Source organism: Liquorilactobacillus mali, from assembly GCF_001437155.1.
GTDB classification, from domain to species: Bacteria; Bacillota; Bacilli; order Lactobacillales; family Lactobacillaceae; genus Liquorilactobacillus; species Liquorilactobacillus mali_A.
Genome location: NZ_JQAR01000030.1, coordinates 7,086 through 13,802 on the forward strand (window position 1 = coordinate 7,086; position 6,717 = coordinate 13,802).

Below are 6,717 nucleotides of genomic sequence, written 5' to 3' on the forward strand. Positions count from 1 at the left end.
AAGCCACGTTAAACTCTTTAGCGTACCGTGAGTTTGCTCGACGGTCTTTTCTTTCTACTTCGTTCCATAATTTCTCTCTATCACTCGCCCATTCTGGCGCATTCTTTGGTGTCAAAATAAAGCTTTCTGGCATAACCGACCGAGCATAGAAATAGCTTCGACCTTCTTTTTGATCGAATAATTTTTCACCACTTCGATAACTTGCTCCAGCAATTGCACTTTTTCCTTTTCCAGCACTAATATTACTAAAGCTCATGTGAAAAATTGCCATGTCGGTCACCACCTTTCTTTGGGTCTATGGGTTTGATTTTGTTGTCGCCGTCGGCGACTTCTAATACAAGGTTTTAGCACAATAACACAACAAACTTTAGTTGTTGTGTGTAAGTGCGCATTGACCTCGTTTCACTCAGTCTTCTGATTTCTATTTAATTACATTTAGTTTACTATTTTATCTTAGATTTTTCAACTTTTATGATTGACCACACAACGGAATTATGATATTATAAATAATAATTATATTCAATTGAACTAGGAGGTTATCTTATGGCTCAAACATCAATTCAAAAACAAGAAGCTAAGTTAAAATCCCTTAATCAGAAAATCAAGGACGAAAAAAATAAAATTGAACAAAGACTTGGTAAACAAATTATCAGTCAATCAAATTTAGATTATGCTAATTTGTCTAACGATAATATTAAAGAATTATCTAAAAAAATAGCTGACTTCTTAAATGAAAATCAGTCACCTAAACAGTTTTAAATAATGAGGTTATGTTATGGCTAATCAATATAAAAATCTAGTTGAACAAAAAGCTAGATTAAAGCAGAAAATAGAGCGAGAAGATTTTCAACTTCGTCAATCTAAATACTATGAAAAGCGTCAAGCTCGTAAAGCCCGTTCTCGACGCTTAATTCAAAAGGGTGCTTTATTAGAAAAATACTTTCAGGCTGATAATTTATCAGTTGAACAAACCGAAGAACTTTTAAAAATATTTGCTGATTATGTTAATGAGCATAAACCGGACAAACTAAAAAACGATCAACCTAAAAACTAGGCCGATCGTTTTTATTTTCTAGATCATTTTTGAGTTTTACTTCTGGGTTCTGATCTGCAAAATCTTTTAACTGCTTTTGCACATTTTCTGAACAAGTAATATTTTGATTTATCCAAGGAAAATGGCTCAAATTATTCTTAATTATTTGTCAATTTGCTCTTACATAAACAGGAGTAAATTTTTCACTGTTATCATAGATCATTATCTTATCGACTTTAAAAGCCACTTCTGGCAAGTTATGATTCGATTGCCGATAACGTTTTTTGATAGTCTCTGCTGGTACACCATATCCACCCTTTTGTACCCTTTCTTTTACTCTCTTGATAGCTAAATTTTCATCTTGCAAGGCAATATACAATAAAGTAACTTCAAAGCCATTTTCGTGAGCTTTATCAATCAAATTTAGTTGAGCTTTACCCTGCCTGCAAGTGTCGTTTCTACGTGAATACTTTGTCGGTTATCTAAGGAATAGTGTAGTTGCTTTATTTCCTCTCGCATGGCTTTTAAGTTGTCACTGTCTTTATGCCAATCGCCACCCATTTGTCTTAAAATTTCATCAGCGTTAATCCGTTTTGTTTTATCAAACAATATGGGTAACGTATCGTAAAGAGTACTCTTTCCTGCTCCGTTAATACCGGCAACAATAATATATTGGGGTTTGTTTATCAACGGATAAAGTCCTTTCGCTTAATAACCTCATCTTGCCTTTTATCTAAAAGGTAGGTATATAAAGCGTCATATACTTTGCGCTTTTCTGGATCTGGATCATGTAATGACTTATCGAGTAAATCTTTTAAATCCGTTTCTTTTGCGGTTTCTAAAAAGTCATTAATTGTGATTGTATCTTTCATGTTAATCACGCTCCCTAGTTATTAATTTATTTAATCTGATAAACCATCAGTCCTGTTTCGGATCATTGAGCCAATCAGCAATTTCTTTAGTGTCTTTGAATTCTGTTACTGGTATATCTTTGGTAGCCTTTAAAAAGCCTAAATTAGCTTTTTCTACTTCACTTAAAGCTAGTTTAAACGGTAATGCTCCATCTGCCACAATCCGCTTGTAAAACATGTTAATCGCTGTTGTTTGGTTTAGACCTAACTCACTTAAAACAGCTTCGGTCTTATTGGCCAAGTCTTTGTCAATCTGGACTTGTACCCGTTTCTTTTCCTTAACTGCCATGATTGCCTCGCCTCTTTCATTAACTACTCACATTATACTAGCTTTTGAGTATTGATTCAATTAGCATGATCCTTTAAAAGCTGTGAGTTTGAGTTTGCTGCCCTTTTAGTAATGGCAATGAATGTAACTCCTCTAAAACACTCATAGACGAATTTTAAAGTCGACTTAGAACAACTAACTATAACTGCCAAATGAATTATTTTATATTCTCTCTTAAAGTGAATAAATCAAAAGATAATGATTAAATCTTAATTTTCCATCTACAAATACTGACTGATAATTACAATACTTGTAAAATAGCCTACAACATCTAACTTATAGATATTAGAGGTCATTTTTGTGATGTTTTTGAAGGGTTATTGGTAATTATGATTACTTATAAAAATCTATAGTTACGACAATCAGCTTTGAAGCTATCTAGTAAGGCATCTTGAACCTCTTTGAGAACATTCGAATCTTTGATTGGTAGAACAATTTGTTGCATAAGAACACTCCTTTTTTACTTTGTGTGACAAATGGCGTACAGTTTTAAAAAAAGGACTGATGATAATGACTAACACAGCAACTAGTTCCAGAATTAACACTAGAATCGACCCAGCAATTAAGAAAAAGGCCCAGGAACAACTGGCTCAACATGGGTTAACTATGTCCGAATTCATGCGGGTAGTTGTGACAACCGTGGCTAACAATGGGAAACCATAATATTATGGTTTCCCAAACAATCAGGTTGCCAGGTCATTAACTGAGGTGGCAGACGACCTTGCAGGGACTACAGAGTTAAAGAGCGCGACCAATAAGCAAGACTTGGAGCAGTTGTTAAATGAGTAAAATAACTCCAACCACTCAGTCTAAACGGTAATATAAAGTTGTGAAGAATCCCAGATGGCAGCCAATTTTTAATCGAAAGGTACCTTTCGATACCGAGGCACGGTCTCCTTGGAATTACATAATTGACTGTTTTTTAACAGATAAGAGCATTCTAGAATATTTCTATGCCACCCACTGAATTTGCCTAAGAAAGTGATACAACAGCTTAAAAAGCGTGTTCCACGACAAGATGTAAAATTTAAAGTTCTGGAATTATATTTCGATGCCATAATGGCGATCATTTGTTGGTGTATGCACAAATACTAGATCAGTTTTATCTAGTAGCGATTGGCACACACAGTGAGGACTATAAAGAATATAAGCATACAAATAACCCCCAACATTTAAATTATAGATGTTGGGGGTTATTTTAATTTGGCAAGCAACCCGCATGCCAGACGGGGGCTGTCGGCCGAATGATTTTGCATCATAAGTATGCCTTCAGCAGGAGCCCTTCAGACCGAGTTTTGCGCAAACAGCGCAAGCTAACTAGCTTGATTATAATCAATGCCATTAAAGATATTATTTACTTTATCAGTATCATTTATATGATTTCGGTATCAAATGGCGTAGAATGATACCGAAAGGAGTGAGATGATCCTGAAAAAATTTGATTATAAAGCTTTAAACAATTTAGACATAACTGCTTCAATGAATGACAAATTAAACCAAATTTATGAATTTAAAGGACGTTTATCGGCTACGCCAATCACCTATAAAGAAGCCTTAGATCACTTGGTTAATGTTGCTAAAGTCCAGAGTACTGATGCTTCTAATCGTATTGAGGGAATTTATACTAGTAACACTCGTTTAAAACAATTGGTTCATCAAAAAACTAGGCCGCGTAATCGCAGTGAGGCAGAAATTGCGGGTTATCGGGACGTATTGGCTTTAATTCATGAACAATATGCATATATTCCGATTAACAGCAGTTCAATTTTAACGCTGCATAAACGTTTGTTTGGTTACACCAACAGCACCTGGGGTGGTCAATTCAAAGATTCTGATAATCAAATCATTACCAAATATGCGGACGGTAGGCAGGAAGTCCGTTTCCAACCACCAGCAGCGTATTTAACTCCGAAATTGGTTCAGGAACTTTGTATCAATTATAATTTAGCAGTCGATCAGCAAACTTTTTCACCACTAATTTTATTGGGCGCCTTTATCTTTGATTTTGTTTTGATTCACCCGTTTCGTGATGGTAACGGCCGTATGTCGAGACTGTTAATGCTGCTAACAATGTACCAAGCACAACTTAACGTTGGAAAGTATATTAGCCTGGAAAACCTAATTGAGAAAACTAAGCAGTCCTATTATGAAGTTCTCAAACAGAGTTCTTTAAATTGGCAAAATAACCAGAACGACTACGCGCCCTTTTTAGATTATTTCTTGGGCGTCATTTTGCAAGCATACCGCAATCTTAATGATCGGCTCAACCTAGTACAAGACAAACCAGTATCTGCGGCGGATTTAATTCTTAAAACATTGACACAAGAATTAAAACCTTTGTCTAGAAGTGAGCTCACGGCCTTGATTCCGCAATACAGTGATATAACAATTAAACGAGCTCTTAGTGAATTGAAGAAAAGTCATCGGGTAAAACTTATTGGCAAGGGAAGATCTTCAAAATATATTTTGAAAAATTAATATGTCTCAGCGCTAATTAGTTCTTTATATTATAAGTGAAGAGAATAATTTCTCTATTCTTAATTATAGAAAGAAGTCTTTTTGTGACTCAGAATGTAGTATCACGATTATTGGTTATAGGAAATGGATTTGATTTGAAATGCGATTTGAAATCTAAGTTTGAAGATTATTATAATAGCAAAGTTGATATGGTTAAAACATTAGGCAAAATGAATGCAGAATTTAATGACCCAAGTACGAATACAGAAATTTTACAAGCTGATGTTTTATATATCGCTGGTTTTTCAAGAAATTTTGGAAACTTGAACGATAACATTAAAATTAATTTTAATGATAATAATATTTCTTTTTGGGATTTTTATTTTTATTTTCACAAAGAAAAACTTAATAACTGGGCAGATGTAGAATACTTTCTAAACAACCTATTAACGATAAACAGTCATAAAACACATCCTGAACTCGATCTTGAAAAATCTTTAGATATGATAGTTAGGTTTAAATATTTAAGACCCAGATTATCTATTGAAAAGTCATTTGTTGAAGAATTTGATGAGTTGAAAGAAAATTTCACAGCAGACCACGAAACATTGGTTTTATTATTTGTTTTGTTAAATAATTTAAAGTATGATATTGAAAAACATTCCGAAAGATATCTTTACGACTTTCTATTTGACGAATTAAATAAATTTGAAAAAAGCTTCAATGATTATTTAATAGCACTACAAGATGAAAAGTATAAAGAAAAGAGTCAACAGTTATTAAAAGAATTATCGCATAATGAATGCTATAATTTGTTGTCCTTTAACTATACAACTCCCTGTACAAACGACTCCTCATGTAATATAACGCAAAATATACATGGAAGACTTGAAGATCATCCAATAATTGGGATTGATTCCAAAAGTATAGGCCCTAATAGTCCAATATTTAGATTTACAAAAACTTACCGCATCATGACTCTAGCAAGTGAAAAACGAGATAAATTATTACCCCAAAATGTTAAAAATATAGTTTTCTATGGTCATTCACTTGCTCCAGCTGATTACTCATATTTTCAATCGATTTTTGATTATTATTCTATTTATGATAATGACGTTACCTTGGTGTTTTATTATTCTATTTATGACGAAAGTAAAGAACAAGAAATAAAAAGGGCTCAATTTAATTCTGTTTCTAAACTTATGTCTGAGTATGGAACAACATTTCATAATGAAAAGGGAGAAAATTTGATGCACAAAATGTTGCTTGAGGGTAGACTAATCTTGAAAAATTTAGAATAATAAAAATTATCCAAAATCAATTTGATCCAGCATCGTTTCGGTACTAGCCTGGTCTAAGCCTAAATAAGCTAAAGTCATCGCCTCACTGGAATGATTGAGCAGATTCATGACTAAGCCAATATTATAATTTGATTGCGTGTAGACGCGATAAGCACCGGTTTTGCGCATCGTATGGGTCCCTAGATAATTAATGCCTAATAGATCACCAACTCGTGCCATCACCTTATAAAATTGTTTCTCAGTGATATGACGGTCTGAATGGGCCGTTGAAGGAAATAACCAATCCGAATTGATGTTTTCTTGGACCAGCCAATCATGATATTGCAACAAGTCTTGTTGCACGGGCTTTAAATATAGTGTATTTGCTTTACCGGTCTTTTTATCATGAATAAAGGCCGTGTGTTTAACAGAGCCATCTGGATTATAGACATCGGATTTCTTTAACGTCATCACATCACTCACCCGCAGCAAGGTGGCCTTGCCGACTTGAAAGATAGTGTAGTTACGGCGACCCGCCCGAAAACTATCTAATAAGGTGTCTTGTACCATTTTTAAGACGTTAGAGTCTTTAATTGGCAGTACAATCTGTTGAGACATCATATACCTCCCCGTTAATTAAATTTTGTCTATTGGGTAGATTGTAAAATTAATCCGAACGCTGTTCGGACAAAAAAGATCAGCTTCCTT

The 6,717-nt window shown here is 34.2% G+C and carries 9 protein-coding genes and 1 pseudogene; 5 read left to right on the plus strand and 5 right to left on the minus strand.

Going from position 1 to position 6,717, the window contains the following annotated elements; translation table 11 throughout:
- On the minus strand, positions 1–271 hold a 271-nt coding region (locus IV36_RS10140; protein ID WP_056992238.1), incomplete at its 3' end, for a MobA/MobL family protein.
- A 272-nt stretch (positions 272–543) separates the two neighbouring features.
- On the opposite strand from IV36_RS10140, the gene IV36_RS10145 reads away from it, so the two are divergent.
- Both IV36_RS10145 and IV36_RS10150 read left to right on the plus strand, forming a co-directional pair.
- Positions 544–759, plus strand: a complete 216-nt coding sequence (locus tag IV36_RS10145) for a hypothetical protein (protein ID WP_056992240.1) — start codon at positions 544–546, stop codon at positions 757–759.
- A gap of 16 nt (positions 760–775) precedes the next feature.
- Positions 776–1,054, plus strand: coding sequence for a hypothetical protein (locus IV36_RS10150; protein WP_056992242.1), 279 nt, complete (start codon positions 776–778; stop codon positions 1,052–1,054).
- Here the strand turns inward: IV36_RS10150 and IV36_RS10155 are convergent.
- The 3 genes and pseudogenes from IV36_RS10155 to IV36_RS10165 form a co-directional block, all read right to left on the minus strand.
- Positions 1,044–1,723: pseudogene (locus IV36_RS10155) on the minus strand (ATPase). The gene IV36_RS10150 and the pseudogene IV36_RS10155 sit on opposite strands and share 11 nt — an antisense overlap.
- Positions 1,720–1,905 carry a hypothetical protein gene (locus tag IV36_RS10160; RefSeq protein WP_056992244.1) on the minus strand — a complete coding sequence of 62 codons (186 nt, stop codon included), beginning with the start codon at positions 1,903–1,905 and terminating at the stop codon, positions 1,720–1,722. The pseudogene IV36_RS10155 and the gene IV36_RS10160 overlap by 4 nt, the downstream one beginning before the upstream one ends.
- Positions 1,906–1,951: 46 nt before the next feature.
- Positions 1,952–2,233, minus strand: a complete 282-nt coding sequence (locus IV36_RS10165) for a type II toxin-antitoxin system RelB/DinJ family antitoxin (RefSeq protein WP_056992247.1) — start codon at positions 2,231–2,233, stop codon at positions 1,952–1,954.
- A gap of 549 nt (positions 2,234–2,782) precedes the next feature.
- Between IV36_RS10165 and IV36_RS12455 the strand changes: the two genes are divergently transcribed.
- The 3 genes from IV36_RS12455 (at position 2,783) to IV36_RS10180 (ending at position 6,030) form a co-directional block, all read left to right on the plus strand.
- Complete coding sequence (locus IV36_RS12455; protein ID WP_235805044.1) at positions 2,783–2,935, plus strand: type II toxin-antitoxin system RelB/DinJ family antitoxin; 153 nt, start codon at positions 2,783–2,785, stop codon at positions 2,933–2,935.
- 759 nt (positions 2,936–3,694) lie between these two features.
- A complete protein-coding gene (locus tag IV36_RS10175) occupies positions 3,695–4,750 on the plus strand; it encodes a Fic family protein (RefSeq protein ID WP_056992249.1) in 1,056 nt (351 codons plus the stop codon).
- An 83-nt stretch (positions 4,751–4,833) separates the two neighbouring features.
- On the plus strand, positions 4,834–6,030 hold the full coding sequence (locus IV36_RS10180) for an AbiH family protein (protein WP_056992252.1): 1,197 nt from the start codon (positions 4,834–4,836) through the stop codon (positions 6,028–6,030).
- 6 nt (positions 6,031–6,036) lie between these two features.
- On the opposite strand, the gene IV36_RS10185 is transcribed toward IV36_RS10180, so the two are convergent.
- Positions 6,037–6,627, minus strand: a complete 591-nt coding sequence (locus tag IV36_RS10185) for a site-specific integrase (protein ID WP_056992254.1) — start codon at positions 6,625–6,627, stop codon at positions 6,037–6,039.
- Positions 6,628–6,717: the final 90 nt, after the last annotated feature.

Bases quoted from the DNA above. Each gene is read 5' to 3' on its own strand.
- IV36_RS10145 (WP_056992240.1), top strand. From the start codon at position 544: ATGGCTCAAACATCAATTCAAAAACAAGAAGCTAAGTTAAAATCCCTT.
- IV36_RS10150 (WP_056992242.1), top strand. From the start codon at position 776: ATGGCTAATCAATATAAAAATCTAGTTGAACAAAAAGCTAGATTAAAG.
- IV36_RS10160 (WP_056992244.1), bottom strand. From the start codon at position 1,905: ATGAAAGATACAATCACAATTAATGACTTTTTAGAAACCGCAAAAGAA.
- IV36_RS10165 (WP_056992247.1), bottom strand. From the start codon at position 2,233: ATGGCAGTTAAGGAAAAGAAACGGGTACAAGTCCAGATTGACAAAGAC.
- IV36_RS12455 (WP_235805044.1), top strand. From the start codon at position 2,783: ATGACTAACACAGCAACTAGTTCCAGAATTAACACTAGAATCGACCCA.
- IV36_RS10175 (WP_056992249.1), top strand. From the start codon at position 3,695: ATGATCCTGAAAAAATTTGATTATAAAGCTTTAAACAATTTAGACATA.
- IV36_RS10185 (WP_056992254.1), bottom strand. From the start codon at position 6,627: ATGTCTCAACAGATTGTACTGCCAATTAAAGACTCTAACGTCTTAAAA.